21 protein-coding genes are annotated in these 23,891 nt (G+C 44.4%); 5 read left to right on the forward strand and 16 right to left on the reverse strand.

Features of this window, described 5'->3' with window-relative positions:
• Position 1: 1 nt before the first annotated feature.
• The 3 genes from QWZ04_RS11185 to QWZ04_RS11195 form a co-directional block, all read right to left on the reverse strand.
• The gene (locus QWZ04_RS11185; protein WP_290328771.1) at positions 2-925 is read right to left on the reverse strand and encodes a FecCD family ABC transporter permease; all 924 of its coding nucleotides are present in this window, start codon (positions 923-925) and stop codon (positions 2-4) included.
• Between the two features lie 116 nt (positions 926-1,041).
• The gene (gene fepB, locus QWZ04_RS11190; RefSeq protein ID WP_290327977.1) at positions 1,042-1,965 is read right to left on the reverse strand and encodes a Fe2+-enterobactin ABC transporter substrate-binding protein; all 924 of its coding nucleotides are present in this window, start codon (positions 1,963-1,965) and stop codon (positions 1,042-1,044) included.
• 75 nt (positions 1,966-2,040) lie between these two features.
• Positions 2,041-4,341: a penicillin acylase family protein gene (locus QWZ04_RS11195; RefSeq protein WP_290327979.1), complete on the reverse strand. Its 2,301-nt coding sequence runs from the start codon at positions 4,339-4,341 to the stop codon at positions 2,041-2,043.
• A 280-nt stretch (positions 4,342-4,621) separates the two neighbouring features.
• On the opposite strand from QWZ04_RS11195, the gene QWZ04_RS11200 reads away from it, so the two are divergent.
• Positions 4,622-5,476: an AraC family transcriptional regulator gene (locus QWZ04_RS11200; protein ID WP_290327981.1), complete on the forward strand. Its 855-nt coding sequence runs from the start codon at positions 4,622-4,624 to the stop codon at positions 5,474-5,476.
• Positions 5,477-5,888: 412 nt separating this feature from the next.
• On the opposite strand, the gene QWZ04_RS11205 is transcribed toward QWZ04_RS11200, so the two are convergent.
• The 7 genes from QWZ04_RS11205 to QWZ04_RS11235 all read right to left on the reverse strand — a co-directional run bounded on the left by QWZ04_RS11205 (position 5,889) and on the right by QWZ04_RS11235 (position 13,026).
• Positions 5,889-6,128 (reverse strand): GGDEF domain-containing protein, encoded by a 240-nt coding sequence (locus tag QWZ04_RS11205; protein WP_290327983.1) that lies wholly within the window; start codon positions 6,126-6,128, stop codon positions 5,889-5,891.
• A 53-nt stretch (positions 6,129-6,181) separates the two neighbouring features.
• A complete protein-coding gene (locus QWZ04_RS11210; RefSeq protein WP_290327985.1) occupies positions 6,182-6,460 on the reverse strand; it encodes a GAF domain-containing protein in 279 nt (92 codons plus the stop codon).
• Between the two features lie 185 nt (positions 6,461-6,645).
• The gene (locus QWZ04_RS11215; protein WP_290327987.1) at positions 6,646-7,860 is read right to left on the reverse strand and encodes a serine hydrolase domain-containing protein; all 1,215 of its coding nucleotides are present in this window, start codon (positions 7,858-7,860) and stop codon (positions 6,646-6,648) included.
• Between the two features lie 206 nt (positions 7,861-8,066).
• Positions 8,067-9,845 (reverse strand): sensor domain-containing diguanylate cyclase, encoded by a 1,779-nt coding sequence (locus tag QWZ04_RS11220; RefSeq protein WP_290327989.1) that lies wholly within the window; start codon positions 9,843-9,845, stop codon positions 8,067-8,069.
• Between the two features lie 204 nt (positions 9,846-10,049).
• Positions 10,050-11,288, reverse strand: coding sequence for an NADH:flavin oxidoreductase/NADH oxidase family protein (locus QWZ04_RS11225; RefSeq protein WP_290327991.1), 1,239 nt, complete (start codon positions 11,286-11,288; stop codon positions 10,050-10,052).
• A gap of 116 nt (positions 11,289-11,404) precedes the next feature.
• Positions 11,405-11,983 carry a YdeI/OmpD-associated family protein gene (locus tag QWZ04_RS11230; RefSeq protein ID WP_290327994.1) on the reverse strand — a complete coding sequence of 193 codons (579 nt, stop codon included), beginning with the start codon at positions 11,981-11,983 and terminating at the stop codon, positions 11,405-11,407.
• Between the two features lie 98 nt (positions 11,984-12,081).
• Positions 12,082-13,026 (reverse strand): alpha/beta fold hydrolase, encoded by a 945-nt coding sequence (locus QWZ04_RS11235; RefSeq protein WP_290327996.1) that lies wholly within the window; start codon positions 13,024-13,026, stop codon positions 12,082-12,084.
• Positions 13,027-13,112: 86 nt separating this feature from the next.
• Between QWZ04_RS11235 and QWZ04_RS11240 the strand changes: the two genes are divergently transcribed.
• A complete protein-coding gene (locus QWZ04_RS11240) occupies positions 13,113-13,832 on the forward strand; it encodes a helix-turn-helix transcriptional regulator (protein ID WP_290327998.1) in 720 nt (239 codons plus the stop codon).
• A gap of 32 nt (positions 13,833-13,864) precedes the next feature.
• Here the strand turns inward: QWZ04_RS11240 and QWZ04_RS11245 are convergent, their stop codons facing one another.
• Positions 13,865-15,178 carry a 6-phospho-beta-glucosidase gene (locus QWZ04_RS11245; RefSeq protein ID WP_290328000.1) on the reverse strand — a complete coding sequence of 438 codons (1,314 nt, stop codon included), beginning with the start codon at positions 15,176-15,178 and terminating at the stop codon, positions 13,865-13,867.
• Between the two features lie 112 nt (positions 15,179-15,290).
• On the opposite strand from QWZ04_RS11245, the gene QWZ04_RS11250 reads away from it, so the two are divergent.
• The gene (locus QWZ04_RS11250) at positions 15,291-16,205 is read left to right on the forward strand and encodes a LysR substrate-binding domain-containing protein (protein ID WP_290328002.1); all 915 of its coding nucleotides are present in this window, start codon (positions 15,291-15,293) and stop codon (positions 16,203-16,205) included.
• Positions 16,206-16,235: 30 nt separating this feature from the next.
• Here the strand turns inward: QWZ04_RS11250 and QWZ04_RS11255 are convergent, their stop codons facing one another.
• Positions 16,236-17,279 (reverse strand): helix-turn-helix domain-containing protein, encoded by a 1,044-nt coding sequence (locus QWZ04_RS11255; protein ID WP_290328004.1) that lies wholly within the window; start codon positions 17,277-17,279, stop codon positions 16,236-16,238.
• A 183-nt stretch (positions 17,280-17,462) separates the two neighbouring features.
• Between QWZ04_RS11255 and QWZ04_RS11260 the strand changes: the two genes are divergently transcribed.
• Both QWZ04_RS11260 and QWZ04_RS11265 read left to right on the forward strand, forming a co-directional pair.
• Entirely contained in the window at positions 17,463-17,819 is a 357-nt protein-coding gene (locus QWZ04_RS11260) for a DUF805 domain-containing protein (RefSeq protein ID WP_290328006.1), read from the forward strand.
• A complete protein-coding gene (locus QWZ04_RS11265) occupies positions 17,813-18,313 on the forward strand; it encodes a hypothetical protein (protein ID WP_290328008.1) in 501 nt (166 codons plus the stop codon). Before QWZ04_RS11260 ends, QWZ04_RS11265 begins: the two co-directional genes overlap by 7 nt.
• Positions 18,314-18,435: 122 nt before the next feature.
• On the opposite strand, the gene QWZ04_RS11270 is transcribed toward QWZ04_RS11265, so the two are convergent.
• From QWZ04_RS11270 to QWZ04_RS11285, 4 genes are read right to left on the reverse strand one after another with little or no spacing between them, the layout of a single operon-like run.
• The gene (locus tag QWZ04_RS11270) at positions 18,436-20,718 is read right to left on the reverse strand and encodes a glycoside hydrolase (RefSeq protein WP_435433607.1); all 2,283 of its coding nucleotides are present in this window, start codon (positions 20,716-20,718) and stop codon (positions 18,436-18,438) included.
• 60 nt (positions 20,719-20,778) lie between these two features.
• Positions 20,779-21,627, reverse strand: a complete 849-nt coding sequence (locus QWZ04_RS11275; protein ID WP_290328010.1) for a DUF2861 family protein — start codon at positions 21,625-21,627, stop codon at positions 20,779-20,781.
• Positions 21,627-22,274: a response regulator transcription factor gene (locus QWZ04_RS11280; protein WP_290328012.1), complete on the reverse strand. Its 648-nt coding sequence runs from the start codon at positions 22,272-22,274 to the stop codon at positions 21,627-21,629. The genes QWZ04_RS11275 and QWZ04_RS11280 overlap by 1 nt, the downstream gene beginning before the upstream one ends.
• Positions 22,252-23,664, reverse strand: a complete 1,413-nt coding sequence (locus QWZ04_RS11285) for an ATP-binding protein (RefSeq protein ID WP_290328015.1) — start codon at positions 23,662-23,664, stop codon at positions 22,252-22,254. The genes QWZ04_RS11280 and QWZ04_RS11285 overlap by 23 nt, the downstream gene beginning before the upstream one ends.
• Positions 23,665-23,891: the final 227 nt, after the last annotated feature.

A 23,891-nucleotide genomic window follows, 5' to 3' on the forward strand; every position in this document is an offset into this window, starting at 1 on the left:
ACTAACGCCTAATTAAAAATAGAAAAAAAGGTCCGCCAATTAATGCCACCATAATACCGGCACTAATTTCATCGGGATGGCCAACAATACGACCTAATATATCCGCGCAAAGCAATAATAATGCTGAAATCAGCATAGATGCCGGCAGCAGCTTTTTATGGTCAGTCCCTACAATTAGCTTGGTAATATGAGGTGCGGTCAAGCCAAGAAAGCTAATTGGGCCAGCAGCAGCAGTTGCACTACCAGCTAATATAGTCACCACTATGCACGAACCTGCCCAAACCAGTTTAGGGTTAACTCCCAGTGTTAGCCCTTTTTCATAGCCTAATACAATCGAATCTAGTGGTTTTGCTAGAGCTAATGACAACAACAGTCCAATTGCGATTAATATAGTCACCGGATAGAGCACGTCATAACCGCGCCCCTGCAGTGAGCCGACTGACCAGTGGCGATACTGGTGAAATACTTCTTGGTGACTATTAATGGTGATTAGGCTAGTGATCGCCAGCAACATAATAGTTAATGCGGTGCCAGATAATACGACTCGGACCGTATCAACCTTCCTTCCCCTTCCAGCAAAGAGGTAAACCATAAAGCCCGCCAATGCAGCGCCTAATAGCCCTAACCACATATAACTTGCAAGGCTTGTCATGCCAAATATGGCAATACCTAAAACTATCATGACCATTGCACCTGCATTGATCCCTAGGATCCCCGGGTCAGATAGAGGATTGCGAGTAAGGGCTTGCATTATGATGCCTGAGACGCCAAGTGCAGCGCCAACAACCACAGCAAGTAGAGTTCTAGGAATTCGCAAGTGGTGTACAATTAGGTGCTGAGAGTTATGGGCATCAAAGTGAAACAGGGCATCTAGAGTGATTGTTACGGCAATATCCCTAGATCCAACAAAGATACTGATCAGCATCAAAATTGGTAAACAAACGAGCACGATCACTATAGGGGCGTTTACTTGCCGTTTTTTCTTTTGATCGATTTGATGATCTAGCTCGGTCATTGGGTTAACTTTTCCAACACAATCAATCACTCGCTTCCAAATCGCCTAAGCATGTTGTTGATGATCTCTTTCGAACTATAGAGATCAACTCGGAAGGTATTCTCGCCAAGTCCGTATACTTGGTGGTTCTTTACTGATGGTAGATTTTTTAAAACCTTGTTAGACATTAATCTCTGCGCATGCTGATCAGAAGCTTCAAGTAAGAAGCTGGTCTCAGCCTTAAGTAGGGTCAACTTTTCATAGTTCACTCGTAAGAAATCACTATGAGAGAGCGGACCGGTGTGCCAGTTATAATCTGGTGATTCTAGCTGAAACCCCAGAGCACTAAGTAGCAGCGCATGTGCTCCTTCTGGTTTCGCCACCGCATTGGTCACTCCTGCTCCGTGGTAGCTAATGATATTGACTTTCCCATCTGGCAGATTTAATTGAGCCTTGGTATTAGCAACTAATAAGTCAAACTCAGCTACCGTCTTTTCTACATGTTTTTCACTGCCCAATGCGTCACCCAGTTGTTTGGCTAGATCCTGCCATGACTGAGTGCTGTAATCGACAATAATGGTCGGAGCAATGGCGCGAAACTCTTTGATTTGATTAAGCGCTGAGTCGGCGCCAGATTTAGATACCACAATCAGATCTGGTCGATTTAGATATGCAGACTCGAGGTCGACACTGCCTGCCGGCCAGAGTTTCGCTACCGAGCGTTCATTAGCAACCACCTGCCATTGACCAAAAAACCTGCCAGCAGTATCGGTTGCACTTGCAATTAACGGTGCTTCAATAGCAAGCAAAGTACCTGTTACTGTTACCGAGGTAGATAGAACCCTAACGGGATTAGTTGGTATGGTTGTCGTACTGCCATCGGCATTAACAAAACTCCTTGGCCATGCCAAAGCAGTTGTTGAAGTGGCGGCGGTTAATACAACCACCAGAGCTAGAATAATCTTTTTCATCAGTGATTAAGACTCATGTGAAATATATAACTGTGGGTACAATGACAAACTAAGTACACGAATTGAAAATGCACGCTAGGTGCTGGTAATCGTAATTATATTGGTGAAGTTGGTATTCTCCCACTGATGCGCAGCGTAAGGCATCGGGTACAGCTCTTTATTTAAAAACATCTGCAATTGACGTGTACGTGCCAAAGAATCTACCCCATCACGCTGGCCATGTGCCAATAACACCAGCGGGCAAATCGAACCACCCTGCCACTGGACTAGCTGTATATATGCGGTTCCAAACAGGATGTATGCAAACCCATTTCGGGTTAATTCAGCGGGCATTTCTCCATTAAGGATGCCTTGCTCATAAGAGCCACCATGCATGGCGATGGGAAGTTGTTCTGCGGTCTGATAGAGAACGCTACCCCATGCTGTATCCAACGCAAATCCAAGTTGCTCAAGCTCATCGATGGATTGCGCTAATGCTTCTAATATCGCTTTTCTGCTTTGTGGTGTAGTCGAGAGTTCTGATTCAACTTCAGGATTGCCAAACCCCATCACCCATACCAACTTAGCGCGAATAACCTTGCCCCATAGATGATGAAATAACAGCGCACCACGGCTATCTGGGTTGTTCTTACGATCCCAACTTGCCAAGACCTGAAATGCTTGCTTCACTGGCGTTGTGCAATCACTTGGCTCTAGATTCAAAATCCAATCAAGAAAGGTTTCAGCAGCATAGTTACGGTTATCAAATATTACATCTAATGCCTGCCGAGCACTGATCTTGCCGATCGAGCTGATTTCCTGCATTCGCTTATATGACATTATCAGTCGAGGGTCATAATCGAGCCTAGCCGCTGCTAAGGAGTGTTGCTGTTTATGCTGACCAAAAACTGATGGATAGTCAGGCTGCTGCTTGCCAAATTCGCTGTATTTATAGCTGTTGTTGGTATTGTGAATAATGCCGCGAGAGATGATGTTGGGATAAAATGACTTAGCCGCTTGCAGCGGTCTTTGGTTTTGATCTCGGAACGAATTTTTTGATTTGCTTCCATTCAAGACGTTAAATGCAACGCCTTCAATACCCACATGGGCACTTGCCATTGCTTCATCGGTGATCGGTGGTACATTTCCCGCTACCACGTAACCCACATCACCATGCTTATCTGCGACAACAAGCTGACAAAGCACGCCGCGATACTGTTCTATCTGTTCGATAAACTCTCTAGTTGAGCGAGCCTTAGCTGCCAACAGAAATTGGTCTAAGCCCTTAGCATTTCTCTCTCCCGGGTTGGTGATTGCGTACCAACCTGCCGGCTTATTCGGTGATTGGGGCAACTGGAAAAGTGTCCCTAGATGTGATTCAGCAAACTGGTAGGTTTGAATGGTGACGTCACCTGATTCTTGCCGTGTTTCAATATCGATGTAGCGTATAGTTGCGCACTGATAGCCACCATCCATCAAGTATTCGATGGAGTTTTGCTTCTGGTTAACTTCCATAAGCTGCATAACATACGGGGTGACTGTCGCTGCATCCAAAATGCTCCAAGATACGTTAGCATTGTACCCTGTCAACGGGAGAGGAAATCCCAGAAATGTGGTGCCTGCAATGTCAAGTTCACCCGGAATAGTGAGATGGCATTGGTGCATGTAAATACGTAATTGATCAGGGTTTCTTTGCCAAGCAGAATGAGGATTGCCAACCAGCATGGCACTACTACCTTCAACGACATCACCACCGTAGGCCCAAGCATTGCTGCCAAATCCCCCTTCGACCTCAACAGGGGCAGCATGGGGAGAAACCATATTACTTGGCTTACTATCATTGATGTAATTAGCCGATGCAACTAGGTGTGGGCCAATTTCGATCAATTCTTTCATCACCCCAAAGCGCATGGCAAAGCGTACTGCGTCTTCGACTTCAAATCGTACCATCGGTTCTTGGCCAATAATTTGCTGGTATTCTGTCTCAGATAGGTTATCTACAAAGTAATTAAGGCCATTCACATAGCCAAAGATATACTCTCGCGTCTCTGCCCTTAGCCGTTCAAGCTCTTCTTTTACCCACTCATCAGGAACCCTGAGTTTGAACATTAGGTCCGAATTTAGGTTGGTAGTTTTGAGAAAACCTAAGGTAGAGAAAGCTTCTGGTCCGTAATGCTTGGATCGCTGACCACGCATAGCAATAGCCTGCCCAGCCACCTCAATCAACCTATCTCGGGCATGGGCATACCCATAGCCAAACCCTAAACCTTCATAGTTATCTGCTTGGATACGAGGTACATCTTTGTCAGTCCATGCAATCTCTACTTGGTTAAATTTTCCTTGGTTTTTATAGGTTAACGTTTTGGTCTCTGAAACAGGTTGAGAAAACTGCGTCATATTGTTTTTTAACCCTAATACTTACGATTGACCGACACCTGCCAACAACTGATTTAGACAACAAACGAATCCATTTGATAATCTCAAAGCTGCTTTCTCAATGCCCTTCCTTTTGATAGGATAATGATAATCATTATCGACAATGCATGGTACTAAGTTTTATATCTCTTTACTTCTGAATTTGTGCTTTTTTTCAAAATTTAAATAGTATTGGGAATACATAGGCTTATGTATTTAATCCGCACAGTAATCAGTTATTTATATGCAAATGGACTTATAAATGGAAATAACAAATAAAATTATTAACAATGCCATTGAATACATTTTCGATAACCTGACCAGCGAGTTAGGTGTGGATTCGGTCGCAAGCTATTGTAATATATCAAAATTCCACTTTAGTCGATTGTTTAAAAAATCGACTGGCGAAAGTATATACTCGTTAATCAAACGATTGAAAATGGAAGATAGTGCGATTGTCCTAGGCACCAATACCGGCAATAGTATTACCGACATTGGCTTAGGTTATGGATACAGTTCATCCAACTACAGTTCAGCGTTTACTAAGCACCACGGGATCTCTCCTGCAAAATTTAGAAAACTTAAGAAAGATAAGAAATTTGACTTAGTAAACTATTTCGACGGTAAAGATATCGTATATCAAGATTTTGAATACTATAATAAAAATGTTGTAATTCGGGAGTTAGAAGATATTCGAGTAATCTACCGTCGTTACATTGGCGACTATGGCGACCTTATCCATCACTGGCCGAAGTTTATCGATGAGCATCGTAGTCTCGTTCAAGATGATTCACAATTAATTGATGTGTGTTATAGCGATCCAAATATTACAGACAAAAAGCGTTGTATATATGATATTTGTATTATATTAGATTCTGATACACGCTTGCCTCCACATATAACCACCGACACGCGTATTATTAAAGGAGGTAAGTTTGCATCCTATTCATCTAAAGGTAACCCAAGCGTAATTGCACATGAGTATAAAGGTGTTTTTAATGTCTGGTTGCCCAATAGTGGTTATAGTTTGGATAATAGGATTAGGTTCGATTCATATAAAGTGGTTAAACCTGATGAGCCGTATTTCGAAGTTGACATTAATCTTCCAATTCAGTAAATATAATTAAATCTCCTCCCTTGCTTGAATACCAGGCTCGAAAAATAAAGAGCTGCCTCTTCTTGGTTGATGGACGATACGTACTTGCCACCGTAACTATTGTGCAGGTCAGCATGTAGTTTCTCAAATGGCTTACCGTCCACTTTTTCTACAATAAGCGCTAGGGTATCAGAATGTTGGCCAGTGTAACCCCAGTTAGATCCACGCGCGCTTAATCGTCTTGGTTGTCCTGAAGATGACTATCTTGCGGGAGTGGATCTTGCAGTTGATTGGCATGTATAGCCTGAGCGCGTCCTCTTTCTTTGGCTTTGTTGAGCGCAGTATCAGCAAGCTTTACCAACTCTTCTTCAGGTATGCAAATGTCTAAGTAAGTAGAAATCCCTGCAGAGATCCCTAACTGGCCTAGTGAAAGTCATTTGATGCTAAGGTGCAGTTCTCTGACTTTCTCGATAATGGTTTCGGCCACGGCAATGGCTTCCTGTTCTGTAGTATTGGGGCAAATAACAGAAAATTCTTCGCCGCCAAGCCGGCATACAACACTTCGAACATCGATCGAATGCATCAGTAAGTTTGCTAGCTCTTTGAGTACATCGTCGTCAGCATCGTGGCCAAAGTTGTCGTTGAATCGTTTGAAATGGTCAAGATCTAGCATGATGATGGATAAGGGCTGCGGGGCGTCACTTTGGTAAACAAGCGACCATTTTTTTAGAGTTTATCTTCAAAATATCGTCTGTTGTATAGCCCTGTTAGCGAGTCACGCAATGCCTGCGAGCGGAGCTTATCCTGAAGACGAAGATTAGCCAGTGCAAGACCAAGGTGTTCCTCCAGGGTAAAGGCTAACAGTAGGATATCATCTGGTACTAGAGAGCCGGCGTTGGGGAAATTAAGATGGATGATCCCGACTGTGTTTCCTTGAGCGGTAAGGGGAATAGACAGTGTGGTGTCCTTACAGGCCCAAGCCAAACAGAATGTCGGTAATGGCATCTCTGATTCTGCTTAGCTTTCTTGGTTTTTTTTTGGCTCTAGCGCACCGAGGACAAGTGCCTAGATTGTGGAGGTGGGTTAGCTTATTAAGGGGGAATGAGTTTCTACGATAAAAAACAAAAAGCAGAGTGATATCACTCTGCTTTTAGGTTGGTAAGTTCTGATTTGTTAATTAACGAAAGTGATTACTTAGCGCGTAGCTCATTAATGACATCAACGGCATTGATTAACTGTTTCTGTAGGCTAGGGACATCTGTATTGGTATACCAATCTGATAGATAGATCACAGAATAGCCAGACTTCGTGTCAGAAAAACCGGTTTGACCGAATGAGCCATGCGAGTAGATGATCTTCTCATCGAGCATTGTGTAAGACTGCATGTCATACGTCGTAGGGCTTGCTGCGCCAAAGACATCCTTCACTCCAGGGGTCACATTTAGTACGTCGTTAGATGGGTCTTTCAACTCTTTATAGAAAGAACTCCCTGCTTTTCCTTGCGCAATGTATCCTGTGAATAGTGCGTAATCGTATGCGCTTATGTTGATGCCATACGCAGGAGATGTTGTGCCATCGGACGTTTTAGCAATTTGAATTTCGTTGTTGCCACCGTAACTATTGTGCAGGTCAGCAAGCAGTTGCTCAAATGGTTTACCTTCCACTTTTGCTACAATAAGCGCTAGGGTGTCAGAGTTTTGGTCGGTGTAATCCCAGTTAGTGCCACGCTCGTTTGGTGTCGCTTTAGCAGCCTTAATTGCATTCAAGTGACCGATCGGTTCACCCGCATTTTGCAGTCCGATTTCTTTCTCCCACTCGTAGCCATTAGAGCCAGGGGTGTGGTAGTCGCTAAGTGGTTCAATACCGGAGTTCATTGTCGCTATTTCGCTGATGGTCGCTTCTCCGATTATAGAACCTTCCAATTCAGGTAAATAAGTTTTGGCTTTCTCATCAAGTGCAATTTTTCCAGAGTCGACGGCATGGCTTAACAGTACACCCACGTAAGTCTTAGCTGCTGACTGTAAGTTATTTAGCATTCCAACTTTAAAGCCATTATCGAAATGCTCCGCTAGAACTTTACCGTCTTTCATTACTACGAAAGCTTTCACTTGTGTATCGATCAGGTCTTTACGTAGTTCAGGGGAGATATTAAAGCCACCAACGCGCTCTACTTGTACTGGGTTAGCAGATGCAGGTAGTTTGTGAACGCCATAGCGTAAGAAGTCTTCAATATGCGCCGAAGCATAAGTGTAGTAGGGCCATTGTTGGAATGCATCCGCTGGGATCTCTTCAACGGCATAACCTTCGTAAAACTTAGACAAAGGGACTGCGTCTGCGGCCGAGGCGGTAGTGGTAGCGCCAAAAGTCGTTGCTGCCAGAATTGTTGCTAGGACTGTATTTTTCATCTTCATGTCGTTTGCCTTTTATTAGTGACCCATTGATGCAACTGCTATTAAGTTCGTCGTGAATCAGAGCTGCTTCGTTTGCTGTGTAGCTATAATGTATTTATTATTCGATTGATGCGAAATGGTATCTATTCGAAATACGTATAGATTGGTATGGCTGTGGTTAACAATAGATTTAGAGACAAATCTAAATTCGCTTAAATGTTTTAGTTGTCTTGGAAATGACTATCTTGCGGGGGATTATCTTGCAGTTGGTTGGCATGCACAGCCTGAGCGCGTCCTCTTTCTTTTGCTTTGTAGAGCGCAGTATCTGCAAGTTTTACTAACTCTTCTTCAGACATGAAGGTGTCTAAGTAAGTAGAGATGCCCGCAGAGATCCCTAACTGGCCAAGTGGCAGTCCTTTGATGCTAAGGTGCAGTTCTCTGACTTTCTCGATAGTGGTTTCGGCCACGGCAATGGCTTCCTGTTCTGTAGTATTGGGGCAAATAACAGAAAATTCTTCGCCGCCAAGCCGACATACGACACTTCTACCGTCTATCGAATGCATCAGTAGGTTTGCTAGCTCTTTGAGTACATAGTCGCCAGCATCGTGGCCAAAGTTGTCGTTGAATCGTTTGAAATGGTCAAGATCTAACATGATGATGGATAAGGGCTGCGGGGCGTCACTTTGGTAAACAAGCGACCATTCTTTTTCGAGTTTATCTTCAAAATACCGTCTGTTATATAGCCCTGTTAGCGAGTCACGCAATGCCTGCGAGCGGAGCTTATCCTGAAGGCGAAGATTAGCCAGTGCAAGGCCAAGGTGCTCCGCCAGGGTAAAGGCTAACTGTTGGATATCATTTGGTACTAGAGAGCCGGCGCTGGGGAAATTAAGATGGATGATCCCGACTGTGTTTCCGTGAGCGGTAAGGGGAATACACAGTGTGGTGTCCTTAGTGTTTTTCCTGCTCATATGGTTACAATTTAAACTCTGATGTTTATCATGCGACAGGTGAGCTTTGCCTTTTCTCATGGCCCAGCAATCTTGTGGAGAAAATGCGGTGGCGGCTGGCCACTTTTCTCCCCAGTCAATTTCTACTTCCAGTAAGTTTCGAGATTCGCGCATGATGGAAATGCAACCATTTACGTTGCCAAGTAATCTCGGAATAATGTCTTTCACAACAAGTTGTGCTTCGTGTATGTCCTTACAGGCCGCAAGCATATTGGCGAGTTGACGCAGTAATTCAATTTCCCGGGTGCTTTTGTCTATTCTCGTTTGCTGTTGCTGCCTTTCTTCATTAATCGCCTGTGTTATCTTTCGCTGACTGAACCATGAAGAAGCAATAAGCACTCCCATAGAACAGCCCATAAGTATGAAGAGAATAAATCTGAGGTCTTCGGACATGCTTCGAAGCGAAGTCATCGGCATTGCTAGCCTAAGAATGTAAACAGAGCTGTGTATTGCATGGTCATTCTGCTCTGCAATACTTGGCTTTTCGTGTTCTTTAGGATCTATTACCGAATTTTTGGCCATCAAGTGATCGTGTTCATGATCGTCAATTTCTAGCCGAGCAGCGACATAAAGAACTTCTTGATGGTTGGTTTCACTATATCGCTTTGCAATCCCATGTCCAGTGGCTAAGGCAGACACCACCTCGGGGCGTTGGCTAAAACTCCCTAAATGGTAAGTTTCTTTCTTGGTCAGTATTGAATCACCGAGTACTTTCCCACTTTCATGGATTATAGTGAATCGACGCTGTGAAGAGGATTGGGATAAGTTATCCAAAAATTGATCAATTTCGTGGGGGGTAAAATCATAAAGGTGAAGTTTGCCTCTCTTTACTTCATGATTAACATCGTCTAATAAATCAAGCATATAGCTACTAACGATGTTCGTTAGCCATTCGTCGAGAGTCCTGCTGTATACGTAGCCACCCAAAACAAAAGAAAGTGCCAAAGCAATAACGGGAATGTATTGAAATCTATTCAATGGGTGACGAGTCATATTTGTACCTTATCAACCACACTGTTTATAAGTCTAGTTGATAAATAACAAACTAAGCTAATCGACTTGTTCCTTAGTAGTAACTATGTCGAGAGGTGTTTCTTACGTGCAGTGCTAAGCGATCGTTCATCTTCACCATAAGGTGAAGTCACTAGTTGAATGACGTAATCCGAAAGGGCTATTCGTTAGTAATCAATATTGGCTTTATGCCCTACGTTGTTTAAACGTATGCCAACCCGCACTTAGGATGGTTTTTATTACCACGCCAAGCGGGCTCAAGTTTGGCTTGGCATTTTTACCTGCGGCAATACGCCACATTTGGTGTTCGTACCATACCAGCCCAACCATAGCCATTTTATCGAGCGCTGGTTTACCTGTGGTCGGTTCGCTCAGTGGCATGCCATAATCTGGGTTTTCAATTAATTTATTGGGGAAGTCGGGGTCGACAGCCATGGTTCGAGCAATGCCAACAAAATCAGTGGCTGATGAATTTAAGGCGTCATTCATCGCTGGGGCCGTTCGAAAACCACCGGTTACGACCAGTGGTGTGTTCACCAGTTTTCTTACCTTTACCATGTAATCTAGAAAATAGGCTTCACGTTTTATGGTGCTTGCCTTAACCGATTTATTTTTAGCCCCCATCATCGACGGGCTTTCGTAGGTTCCACCTGATATTTCGATTAAGTCTATACCATCGTCACTCAATACCTGCACAACCTGCATCGACTCTTCCTCAGTAAAGCCGCCTTTCATGAAGTCGGCGCTGTTGAGCTTAATTCCAACAGGGAAGTTATCGCCTACTTCATTGCGAATGGCCCGATATACTTCTCGTACAAATCGAAGTCGATTCTCCAGTGAACCGCCCCATTTATCGTCTCGTTGGTTGTGCCTTGTGGATAAAAACTGGCTGATAAGATAGCCGTGAGCACCATGAATTTGTACGCCGGTAAAGCCGGCTTGTTTCGCTAGTTTAGCGCTGGTGGCAAACTTACCAATCACTTGATGGATTTCGCTTTCAGTCAGAGCTCGTGGGGTATTGAAGCCCTTTTCTAGCCCGCGACCCAAGGAAATGGCGGATGGTGCGACGGGTTCATCGCACAAAAACTTAGGGATTTGTTTTCCTGGGTGGTTAAGCTGTACCCAAATTTGCGCACCATTTTTCTTACCTGCGTCAGCCCACTGGCTAAATAACGCTAAGTCACTTTCTTCATCCAATACCACATTGTTTGGTTCGCCAAGAGCACTTCTTTCCACCATTACGTTACCGGTAATCGATAGCCCAATGCCTCCTTTGGCCCAGCGTTGGTATAGGGTGGCTAAGCCAGGAGTAGGATTATGTTGTTTATCCGCAAGTTGCTCGCTCATTGCCGACTTAAACAGACGATTTTTAATCACTTGGCCATTAGTTAGGGAGAACGGTTCACTGAGGTTGATTGAATTCATATGTGCTCTGGCAGTTGTAATTATTTTGTAAGGTGGATTCAATATGCCTGATTTTATCGATGATTCCGAGTTTTTAGAGCCAAAGTCTGCAGTAAGTAGCGGATTTTCACTAACTTTCAAATATCTGATTTCTTTCTTAGCATTGGGATTTTCAAGCCCGCTTCAGATGATTCAACCAATATACCCAGCCTTTTGAGTTGGGTTTCTTTTTTCTTCGCGCTCATAACCCACCAGATTGAGTCGCGTTTGTAGGAGGGGGCTAACTGAATAAAGAATTGCCATGCTTTATCGTTTGCTTTGATCTGGTTTTCATACTCCTTGGCAAGCACTATATTCCGTTGTTCTGAACTATAGCCGAGATCATCGGATCTGCTGTTAAAGAGAACCACGCCTTCTGGCCTCATTGCGCCAAGTTGTATCAGTGCTTTTGCTTTATTAACGTTCACCGCACTCCATACGCTGTTTGTTTTACGTGGAGTAAAGCGAATCTTATAGCTTTCGGAATCAATCGTTTTTCGTATGCCGTCAATCCAGCCAAAACACAGCGCAACATCAACAGAGTCAGACCAGGTAATACTTTCTCGGTTGGTTCTTTTTTTGTAAAAACCGACCCATAATTCAGTGGTGACGTTATGATGATTTTCTAGCCACAGGCCAAATTCTTCTTGGGTTCTGAAAAAAATCAGTTCAGTCATTTTCAGTTATTCCTTTCTAATCGTTTGGTATTTATGCTTCGAATATTGACACTCAGTGTCCCCCTATTTGGCGAGAGGGAGGATGAATCGCTTTGTAGTTAGTGTGCGGTTTTTGATGTTAGCCATTCTACAATGGCTTGGTTAGTTACTTCTGGCTTTTCTTGCTGGATCCAATGACCACAATCTAGGCTGACTACGTCCACATTAGGCACGAATATCGGTAGCCTTTCTGATGGGGGGATCACATCTCGCTCACCATAGATCATAAGTGTAGGGCATTGAATTACTGGATTAGTATCAGCCAATAAGTGCCAATTTCGGTCAAGGTTTCGATACCAATTTATGCTGCCAGTGAAGCCTGATCGATCGAATGCAGAAACAAAAATAGCCAACTCGTCATCGCTCATTATAGGTTCCCCTGTCGGTTCTCCTGCTTGCGCGAGGTTGATCATCACCATACCTTGCTCTGGTTCTTGTTGAGCTTGGTTTTTCCGGTAGAGGTTACGGAGAAATTGGAACGTATTGTGTTCGAATACGGCGTCTGCGACACCGGGTTGTCGATTAAAGTGGACAAAATAGTTGTCGGCGCCAAGAAATTGCTCCATTAATTCAAGCCAAGGCTCTTCTCCTCTTTCTTGATACGGCAAACTCAGGTTTATCACTTTGTTGATTCGGCTTGGATGAAATAATGCCACCCCCCAAACTACCATTGCCCCCCAATCGTGACCGATAAACGTGGCATCTTGGTAACCATAATGGTCGAGTAGGCCGACGAGATCGCCAGTCAAATGGACTAAATCATAATCTGTAATATCGGATGGACATGAGGAGTTTCCATACCCGCGCTGGTTTGGCACGATGACATGGTAACCGGCTTCAACAAGGGCTGGTATTTGATAGCGCCACGAAAAAGCGATCTCTGGCCAGCCGTGACAAAGCACGATAGGGTTGCCGGCATTGTGCTGACCTGCTTCGAAAACTTCGAGTGTGACTCCATTAACTGAAATCTGAGTAGGTAGTGGAAATTTGGTTGGATCAAACATTTTGCGTCTCCTTACTGACGTTGACGACTAATTTATATATCGTAATGGTGACAAATACTGGCACCTTTGAAAGGTAATCTGACAAAATGAATATTCGCCTACGCCAAGACGCCATCGTACGCAGCCTCCGCAGGAACGGGACTTCAACCGTTGCCGAGTTAGCCCAAGAGATTGGTGCATCCAGACGAACGGTACTACGCGATCTCAGTGCATTGCGTGATGAGGGCTTTGTTATTCACTCTGAATCTGGTCGAGGAGGCGGGGTGCAACTTGACCCTCGTTCTGTTCAAACTACGGTTAAGTTGTCGGTAGCGGAAGTCTTTGCTCTGCTGATCAGTGTTGCTTCAATGGCTGCCATTGGTGGTATTCCGTTTGCGGGGCTTGCTGATGTTGCGCTGGCTAAAATAGAAAAAGCGCTACCGGCCGACAAACTGCATGACTTGCGTCGCCTATTGGGCTGCTTATTTGTCAGTAAACTGGCTTCGCAGGTGGATATCTCAGGGATGGGAGAAATGGATGAAGCACTATTGCCAGCTTTTGAAACTGCGTTTTTGCAACAGCTACATCTTCGTTTTCAATATTGCGATGCCAAAGGAGCGATGACTCAACGATATGTCGAACCTCAAGCGATGTTGATCTTGCCACCCTTATGGTATTTGGTGGCGTGGGATCCGGAGCGCAACGATTTTCGTCATTTTAGAATGGATCGGATAAGTGACCCTGAATGCGTGCAAGGGGCGGTTTTTTTACGCCGCCATGTGCCGTTTGAAGATCATGTCTCTCCAGTGCGCAACCTTGCACGATGATCTATTTCAACTACGTGATGATGCAATCTCGGTTAACGAAATTGAGGCATGTAGTCTAGGTTTGCTTCAATGGTTTCTTCTAGTGCTCTCTCTAGAACGGTACCTGTTGTAACCAGTGGATTTAAAATCAATGCCCGATGGGCAGCATTGCGATCGCCCATGACGGCCGCCTCCACTGTAAGTGATTCAAACTCTTTCATTAATTGAATCAGGCGCAGAGTGTCGGATGGGAAAGGCGCTACGTTTAATGGAACAGGGCCGGCTTTGGTGATCATACAGCTTACTTCTACGGCGCAGTCGTCAGGTAAGCCATTAATGGCACCATTATTATGGGTGTTTACGTGCATGATGGTACGTTTGTCATTGAATATAGAACTCATCAATTCGCAGGCGGCTTCTGAGTAATATTGGCCACCACGCTTTTCTAACTCTTTTGGTTTTTCATTTAATTCTGGATTGCTGTAGATATCAAATAGACGCTTCTCCATCGCTTTAACGACTTCACCGCGAGTGCCTTCGCTGCTGGCTTCTTCTTGTTCTTGAGCCAGAATGTCTTCGGCGCTGTAGTAGTAACGAAGATAAGCGCACGGGATCATGCCCATGTTGCGAAGCAACTCCGCTGGCCATTCGAACGGTGGGATGTTTTGTGGCACTAATGGGTCATTACCCGATAAAATTTCCTCCATCACTTCTTGCAGCTTATCTCGGCCGTCGTGCAAGATCTGGCGAGCCCAAATAAAGTGATTTAACCCCGCCACTTGTAATACAAAGTCTTGTTCGTTGGTATTCAGCATTTTCGCAATGCCTTTTTGCATGATGACAGGAACATTACACAACCCGACGGTTTTCACTTTGCTATGCTTCAATATGGCTTCAGTCACCATGCCTGATGGGTTGGTGAAGTTCAACAGCCATGCCTCTGGGCACAACTCTTCCATCTCTTTCGCTATCTCTAGCGCGATGGGGATCGTGCGACAAGCGTTAGCAAACCCACCAAGCCCATTGGTTTCTTGGCCTATCATCCCGTATTTAAGCGAGATGCGCTCATCGCGTATTCGGCCTTCCAAGCAACCGGCTCGGAATTGAGAACAAACAAAGTCTGCCCCCTTAAGTGCAGGAGCACGGTCTAAAGTGACGTGTACGTCAATGTGCGACAGGTTGTTTTTAGCCAGCATGCGTCGCGTTAAGTCGGCAATGATGTTTACTTTTTCAGCGCCATCTTGGATATCAACCAACCAAAGTTCACCAATAGGCAACTCGTAACTTCGTTTGATTAAGCCTTCAATGAGTTCTGGCGTGTAGCTGGATCCTGCCCCAATAATGGTAATTTTGAGATTATTATTCATTGTGATGTTTCTCGTTATGGATAAGTAACATTGATTAAAAATGATTGGTGTTGGCTATACAAACCAATTAAACCTTGCTATGAATTAGCACTGCTAATGTATGGGGTGAGTTATGGATCGAAAGCAACAGATGTTGTCTAACATGTACACTTTTGCGATTGCCGGTAAGTTTCTGAGTTTTACTAAAGCGGCAGAAGAGTTGTTTATTACTCAGGGGGCGGTCAGCCAGCGAATAAAATCATTAGAGGAGCAATTAGGTTTTAGCTTATTTGTCCGTATGACGCGGCGGCTAGATCTAACGAAAGAGGGAGAACGGTTGCTACATGCGTTGAACCACTCTTTTGACGTTATATTCTCGGAACTGGAAGAGATAAAATTCAATGAACTGCGTGGAGAGCTTTATATTGGCGCAGCCCCAACGTTTGCTCAAAGCTGGTTATTACCCAAACTGGCAGACTTTCAACGCTTGTATCCTCACCTCAATGTTAAGCTTAGAGTCAAAGCCAGCCGTTTGGATTTTCAACACGAACCCGTCGACATTGCCATCTATTATAGCGACAGCGATCACCCAGGCTTTTATCACCGAAGATTGTTTGATGAGCAGCTTGTGCCCGTGTGCAGCCCCGAGTATTTTGACACGCACTTTGCTGGTGGCAGAAGTTTTGCCGCGCAATTGACGTCTGCAACGTTTATTCACTGTACTGAATCGCTAGAAGCAAGTGACCCTAATCTTGAATGGAAAATATGGTTAGAAAATCAGACAGAAGAGGCCTTTAAGCCTTTAAACGTTATGGACAGAACCTATTTATTTAATCACTCAGACATGGCGATGACTGCGGCTAAAAACGGCATGGGAATCGGTATCGCACGGGAGTCTTTAGTACGCAGCAGTATCGCTAACGGTGAGTTAGTCGCCCCATTTGAGCGAGTCGATTCTGGCCGAGGTTATGATTTGATTTGTTTAAACGATCAGCAGCACAGGCCCAAAATAGCGGCGTTTATAGAGTGGCTTGAAACACAGCTGTGAAGGTCAGGCTCCTGAACATAGGCGTCAACATCATTCCATGTGATCCGCTTTATTTTTTCGGAATTCACTGGGAGTCATATTGGTCATTCTCAAAAACTCGCGGTTAAAATTGGATTTGGTCTGAAAACCTGAATTCATGAAGATCTGGGTAATGGTGTCTTGAGAGGTGAGCAAAGAATGTTTGGCGTGATTAATACGATATTCATTGATGAGCTTGGAAATATTTTGCTCATGGACTTGATTGACGGCAATCGAAATTTGCTTGGCAGGCACGCCTAATTTACGCGTTAACTTAGAAAGAGTGAGCTCAGGATCAAGATATAGGGAGTCTTGGCGAATTCTCTGATCTAGTATGGCGGCAATTTCATGAGCTCGTTCATTAGTCATTGTGGTGGGGTGGACTGGCTCCTCATTTTTGATGTCGTTTTTGTGTGATTGTGGTTCCTCTGCCACAGGCGTATTGATACCAGCGACCACTACAGCCAATGATAAAACCGGCAAAAGAACTAAGTGCGCTGTCGTGAGAATATAGAGGGAAAACGCTCCTTGGTTGAATGTGAAATCCCACGACATGAACGTATCGACAAACGCTGAGAAAATCAGCATCCACCCAGCAACACTTTCTGCTTTCTTTACACCCTCCCAGTTTCCAAGCGAAACATTAATTAACACCGTTTCTTTGGATGAAAAGCGAATAAGCGCTACTCCGTAACCAACGTAAATCAGGGTTAATATTTCATCTAACGGAAGAGTTAACCAAGGTTGAGTTGTCGCGCTAATAACGACGAATAGAGGTGCAATAAAGTGCTTAAATGGTAAGAAGCCTTGCCCCTGGCTTGCATGAGCAAACGTATACCAAGCAGCAATTGGAATGGTGGAAGCCAGAATAGGCTGCGCAATTGCGAAGGCGTCTATATTTAATGTCCATCTTAGGCCGACCATGGCCGTTGTTGATGCACACAACCCTAAAAACAAACATACCGTTTTCGCTCGATCTTCGTAACGAAAATACAAAGTAATGGCTAACAGAGCCAGTAGCATTGAGACAACAAAAGGAACCGGTATAGCCAACATAGAGAAATCTGCTTGTTGTGAAACCAAGGGGAAATTGAAGTATCAGCTTAACGTTTTGCAGCGATACAAAAAAGCACCAATCGAACAAATACGGGTATCAGGACGTCCTAAAACAGGTATTAGGACGTTATTGGCTCTGGCTTACACCAATATTAGGTTCACCAACTTAAATGGAGACTCCTAATGAAGATACATGATTTTTGGATTGGTTACCTAAGCGGATGGCGACACTGTTTCGATTTTTCAGGGCGAGCCTATAGGCACGAGTTTTGGATGTTTATGGCCGTGCACTTCGCCATAAGCTTACTACTCATCATCTTGGATGTGGTGGTACTGCCAGGTGGTTTTTTGGATCTGTCTTATAGCATCATCAGCTTATTCCCTATGCTGGCGTTTATTGTTCGTCGCTTGCATGATGCCGGTCATTCAGGCTGGTGGGGTTGGGTATTCTTGCTGCCGATTATCGGGCCGTTCTGGTTAATTTATTTGTTATGTAAACATAGCGAAGGTGCCATGATTGAGGGGAATTACTCATGTTGAAATCGCTTGTTTTAAAAACATTAGCTGTAACGCTCACAATGGCGAGTTACTTGTCATTGGCACAGAACATTCAAGCCGATCTTCAGTCTCAGAAAATCGTCGGTATTTTGGTTGTAAAACACATGACAGAAGGGCGTCTCATGTGGTTAAAAGGCCGGGTAGGCGAAGGTAAATATACCCGTATCGACGAGAAGGGTCGACATTGTACCCTCGAAGTGCCTGTCGCGATTGGTGCCTTTTCAGAGGCTCAAATAGGTGTGCGTTCTTCTAATGGAGTCGCGATCGTGATTACCAATTCCGAGTTAAGCGAAAAGCTGGTCAGCGGCGGCCGAATTAATAGCGCCGACTGGGTCTTTAGCCAAAATGAAGGAGGAAGGAATTCGGATGGTTACGTTTTAAGTGGGCTAGAGCCGAGTGAAGGGTTTGTGCTTAATTCAAGAAGGCGTTGGGTCTCTTGGTTGTTAGACGATAAGCAGAGTGAAGTGTGCTTATAACATAACCCTGTGAACAGTCGTATTCGATATGATGCCTGAATTAAGAAATAGAAAAGCCAACGATTGGAGTTCAGTTCACTGAGTTGGCTTTTCTTCCTTTTATTATGTTCTGCTTTGCGGGGTTATTTGCTTGCCCATTGAACGGTGCCACCGTTACCAAGCTTGGCGTAAATTGATTGCTTATCAATGGTGATGCCGTTGTGCTGGTATGGTTTAGCTAAGAAATTGGCAATAATTTTGCTGCCATCTTCAAATGTGGTTTGTTGAACGAATCCTTTAGAATCAAGCCATGTGAAACTCATTAGCTTTTTGTCCCAGAGTTGCTCATGGATTGGCTTAAAGCCTGTTTGATAATGCTTAAGCGCCTGCACTCTCTTACTTTGTGAAGACAGCGCTTCATCGCGAGTGAGGTGCACCATTGCGGGTGTGTTGTACAGCATAGCGGTGAGATCTCTGCTGGCCTTTACATCGCTAAATTTTAAGCTGTCGGTATGCCAATGATGACTGTTGATCACTTCATCATGAAATACCGTTTGGTATAAAGGTACTCGATATTGTGGCGCAAAAAATAGCGAGCGGTACGGCTCTTTGACTTGCGCGGATTTAAAGAAATATTCTGGCTTGTTATCAGGGTACCAACGGCCTAAATAATACTTCGATTTTCTATTTTTGGTCATGTCTGTGTCTGTCCAACCAAAGCCGACGGTTTCTAGTCCATGAGCAAACGCCATTCCCCTAGTCGTTAGGGCATTACCATCTTCGGATCCCAAAATAATGCCTGTTTGCTCGCCAAGCCAAGCTAAACGTTGATTGAACGCGTTGAGCATGTCATTTTCACTGCTGTTATCGCGATAGTCTTCACGTGCCATAGCGGTTGCATCAACATCTAAAAATAGGCTGTTAAAACGCCCATACTTGACGATATCCAATACTCGTTGTTTTACATAATCCAAATGACAGTTAGGGTTTAGGTAGTAGCCGTTATTACGAAAACCAGACTTTTTCTTGCCGCTCGCCATCTCGATAGCGCAACCAAAGCGCATTTCTTTTGGCAAATTGGCCGTTAACCAGCTGTCGTTACTGCCGGGTGAAATTGCGGTGTTATAGGAATCATACACGCCAACCAAATAGCCTTGTTGTTTGGCTTTTTCTATTACTTCCGGATTGTAAAAGCTTGGCATCCAGTTATCAAAACCCAGCCATAGGCGACTGAGCCCAGCCTGTTTAAAGCTTTTGAGCATATCGATTGAAAGTGCTTGGCCCCAACGATTAGGTTCAATTAAGTAATCGCCTGCGTGCTTGGCTAACCAAGAGACCTTAGACTGAGCTGCGCGGTATTGAGCGGCAATCGTATTATCACTTAAGGTCGGATAACCTACTGTGAATGGGTAAGATAGAGACGCATTGATCGACTCTAGCAGCAGTTGTTTATGATACGCGCTAAACCACCCTTGCTGTTTGTGTAAACCAGTCAGCTCCTTTGCTGCAGATTTATCTATGGTTAGGCCGGATAATTCAAGATACCAGTGTTTTAGTCCCCACCAATCTTTGACATCACTACGACTTAGCGGGTCTTTACCAAACAAGTACACATGACTTGCCCCAATTAGCTTCGTAACCTGTCTGTTGCGAGACGCTTTAGCGCTTAAAGGGTCAGTAAGGTTGTTGAGTTCTCGCCACTGTCGATATTGCTTAGCACCACTGAGTAGGTTATCTCCTAAAGCGATCTCTACCTTGTACGATTCGGTGCGGTTTAGCGGCGTAAATTGATGTGCCGCTACCATATCCACGCGGCCTTGTTGGTCTGTAAAAGTTAACTGGTTGTTGGTTGCTTCCAGTAATTGATAATTGATAAACGTGCCATTTTGTTCAACGGTCCAAAATGGCATTTTTAGATCTTGAGTCGTATTAGAACCCGTGTAGTTATTGGCAAGAAACTGGGCCCAAATAGGGTGGGCAACGGGCACTCGCATGCCTTCGCTAAAAGGCAGTAGTAGTGTTTGGCTCTTGGTTTCGTTCAGATTGAACCAATTTACCGTAGCAGGCTGCTGGCGAGAGATGACCTGTTCATGGCTTGGTTTTAAAGACAGTGCGAGTTTCCTATCAGTTAATGACGCTGTGATATGTAGACCACTAGGTAACACTTCCCAGCTGATTTGATCTTCGGATTGCGCAAGTATGCGATAGTCTTTTTGTGCTTGTGAGTTTATGGTCAGTGCCGCGTCGTTCACAGATAGCCCATTCCAGCGGATAGCCAGAGTGCTAGGAGAGATAGAGATTTGGTCTTGAACGCTCTTTAGTTGAATGGTGTCTGCCGCGCTGACTGCGGAAAAGAACAGAAACGGGCACATCATCAGTACCCGTAGGATCGCGGTGTTTCGTCGATCAGTTTTACTTTGTAACATGAGATAACTCCAAATTAATCTTAGCGGTATTTAAGCTGGATGTTGGAGCCGTCATGTCACCTATATGTCTCCATTTAATTGATAAGGTATGGCGAGCCGTTGAACGTATTCAATGCGAATACCTTGTTGAAACTCGATAAGCTCAACACTGGCGCTCAGGTAACTTGCTTTAGAGGCGATAGGTAGAGCGGTTGGGCGATTCTCTTGAGCGTATTGAAACGGGACTTTGGAACCCAACATGTTGTAGTTTTTATCGAACCATTGCCAACTTGCCGCAGCAACTGGGCACCCGGCGATATGAGCTGGTAAGTCGAGTGATACTTGTGCTCGATTGGTCTGTTGGCTTTGGGTTAGCCATGACGTGTGACTGTCCATTGAAAGTAAGTTCATTGAAAGTAGCAGGGTAACTTGTTTATCTCCTACTGATAGCATAAACAACCCTGATGCAGGTTTATGCAAAAGTTCAGCGCTCTCAAGCTCTTGATATTGGCGGCTTGCTGCAAGACTCCCTTCCAATAACACGACGCCATCAGGTGAGGTTAATAAAATCTCTTCTTTAACTGGGCTCGCTTCAGTTGAAAGCCGAACTTGGTAGCCCTGAGACGTAAGCCCTGAGCGTTTTATGACACTCAACCGTAGTTTTGTATCAAGCTTGACCTCTAACGGTAGGGCTGTTCCACATGCCGTTTGACTGAGGATCTCGCGCTTAATGGGTTGCCAATGTTGGCTGCTTATCGTGTGCTGATTAAGGGCCAAGTTCAGCTCCTGCCAAGCGAGCTGAGGCTGGTTGGTCGCCAGCGCCTGATATGCATGCTGTAGCGGCGTGTCCGCAAATAGGTTGGCATGCACCAAATTAGGTAGGGTGAAGGTAACAAGTGCCAGTGTGAGTTGTGGTTTGATGGTTTTCATTACTTGGCCTCTAACAATCGATACCCAACACCTCGGTGAGTTTTAATGGCCAAACTGGGTAGTTTTTGCCTTAGGTGTAAAATGTGATTATCGACGGTTCGCGTGCTCGGGAATACCTCGTAGCCCCAGATTTTATTGAGTAATTCATCACGGTGAAATACGCGGCCTTGATGTTGTACAAACAGCAGCAAAAGCTGAAATTCTTTAGGTTTCAGAGCAACGTTTACTTCGTTCACTTTAGCGATCCTCTGCCCTAAATCGACTTCAATATCTGCATACGTCAGTAAACTCGAGCCTAATGGGCGCAATTGGGTATTGACTCTGGCAAGCAGTTCGTCACTTGAAAATGGCTTAGTGACATAGTCTTTGGTCCCGGCCTTTAGCCCTTCAATTCTTTGCTCAACATCGATTTTGGCCGTCAAAACGATAACAGGCACCGCTTTGAGTAGTAACCACTGAGCTATGTGTTGCAGGCTATCCCCATCGCTCAACTGTCGGTCGAGAATGACTAAATCAGCTTTATACCAGAGCTTAGTGGCTTGTTTGGCGCTGGTTGCCCATACACAGTCAAATTTATTGTTCTTGAAAAAAGTGACTAAGCCTTCACCTAATAGTTCATCGTCTTCAATCAGTAGAATCGTGCTCATACGGCAGCTCCAAAATACAGCGTGTGGGGTTGCGATGGATGGTCAGTTTGCCATTTACCATCTGTATTAAGTGTTCGACAATGTCTAAGCCAATGCCCATATTATCGTTGCTTTTAATGGCTTCTCGTTGTTGAAATATTTTTTGCCATAAGGTGGGGAATTCACCTTCATCTTTCACTTCAATCACTAAGGTTGTAGTCAAATGCGCGGTAACGGTGACCACGCCTTTACCATGTTGCTTTGCATTTCTGATTAAGTTTTCTAAGCAGATCGCGAGCCAATAGTAAGGCAGGCTTATCTCGTCATCTTTATTCAGGCTGTATTGCACTTCATGTTTATCACAATAGTGACTCAGCCAATCACCAAGCGGGCCTGTTTGATACAGCAAAGTAGTAGACTTTTCAGCACTTAAATAGGCTTTACTGTTTTGAGTGAGTTGCGACAACCTTTGGTAATCTGAGAGCAACCGCCAAAAGACATCTTGTACGTCGTCATCGAGCGAATCAAAATGGTGACGAAACATATCAATGGTTAACCCCAAGCTGGTAATGGGAGTTCGCAGCTCGTGAGTTAGCAACTGTAAAATGAAACGCTTCTCTTTGCGTTGTTTGTGTTTTAAATAGCTAAGACGCAATAAAAAAGCCAACAGCACTGAACCGAGAAATAGCAGTAAGACCTGTATCGAGACACCCAAGGGTTGTTTCTTGCTAATACATAAATTGCTGTAGGAAAAAGTGCAGCTGTCACCTTGGAGTGTTATGTTTGCCTCCTTTACTAGTGGGTGCCAAATGTTAGTGGGGACCGCCTTCCAGCCGCTTTCACCTGATAGCCACAATGTGTCACCTTCCATCCAGGCTCGATAGCCATTAATTAGTGCTTCTTTACCCGGTTCAGAAAGGGGTGAAAGCTTGTGATGAAGAGGATTGAGCGGGTTAGAGATACTGGTGAATCTTAATATCTTATTTGAGGAACTTTGCGCAAGCTTGCCACGGTTAGCAAGATAGCGATCGGCATAGCTCCCGCCTGCAGGGTGTAAAACATCGTTGGTCGCAAACCAATCTTCGCTTAAAGGCGTTCCTTGACATAAGGCGAGTTCAAAGCCAATCGCTGGCTGCAGCGCGTTGTTAGCTTGCTCTACTGGACGACACTGAGATGCGACATTATTGAGAGTTCGCAAGTCATGCCAGTTAATGTTCTCGAAATTGGGGTAACGCGATGCGTCCATCCATAGTGCATTGGGATATTCGCTGATCTCATTTTGTGAGAGTGTCAGCGGCGTCTTTTGCCATAAATTCTGGTAAAGCGTTTGCCACTGGCTTTGCAAATTTTGGCCAAATGTGACGCTAGAAAACAAACTTGCCAGACACAATATGTATAGACGCCCAATCATTGGTGACACTCTGTTTTTCATGATGTGAGAATTTTAGAACGATTCTCCAGAGATTTGTAATCTATATGTCAACATTCTGGTGCGAGTTACGAAAGACGCCGGACAATGCCTGTCTTGGTATAAATTTAAATTATCAAAATAATAAATTATGATAATTTCTAGTAATTATTGATTTTGCATATACTCTCCTCATCGAAACAAGATACGACAAATTAACTGAGTTTGGA

The sequence above is a fragment of the Vibrio tapetis subsp. quintayensis genome (assembly GCF_030409945.1).
Taxonomy (GTDB): Bacteria; Pseudomonadota; Gammaproteobacteria; order Enterobacterales; family Vibrionaceae; genus Vibrio; species Vibrio quintayensis.